Below are 570 nucleotides of genomic sequence, written 5' to 3' on the forward strand. Positions count from 1 at the left end.
AGAACATATTGCGCACTGCAGCCAGCTTCGTGATTATCTCATAGACAGAATTACCAGGGAGATTCCTGATACCTTTGTCAACGGTACTATGGAGCATAGACACCCGGGTAATGCCAATATTACTTTCAAGTACATTGAAGGGGAGTCCATTTTACTTCTGCTGGACTATAAGGGAGTTTCCGTTTCCACCGGCTCAGCATGTTCCTCCAAGTCACTGGAGCCGTCTCACGTGCTGACTGCGCTGGGAGTTCCGGTAGAAATGGTGCACGGTACGGTGCGTTTTACCGTAGGAGACTTTACAACAAAAGAAGACATTGATTATACAGTAGAATCATTGAACGAAATCGTAGAAAAATTGAGAGCGCTGTCTCCTGTAAACAGCGAGAAAGGTTGGTAATCACATGGGCTTATATAACGATACAGTCATGGATCATTTCATGAATCCGAGAAACGTAGGGGAACTGGAAAATCCTGATGGAACAGGCACTTACGGAAGTCCTGTCTGCGGCGACATGATGCAGATTCAAATCAAAGTAGAAAACGATGTAATCACAGACGCAAAATTCAAAA

Annotated in this window: 2 protein-coding genes; both read left to right on the top strand. The window is 44.4% G+C overall.

The window, feature by feature from the left end:
* Window positions 1–397: aminotransferase class V-fold PLP-dependent enzyme (locus D1841_RS18350; protein ID WP_166554396.1), on the top strand; the 397-nt coding region annotated here is incomplete at its 5' end.
* A 4-nt stretch (window positions 398–401) separates the two neighbouring features.
* A partial coding sequence (locus D1841_RS18355) for an iron-sulfur cluster assembly scaffold protein (protein ID WP_166554397.1) occupies window positions 402–570 on the top strand: 169 nt, incomplete at its 3' end.

It is taken from the genome of Neglectibacter sp. X4, assembly GCF_009917365.1.
Classification (GTDB): domain Bacteria; phylum Bacillota; class Clostridia; order Oscillospirales; family Acutalibacteraceae; genus Acutalibacter.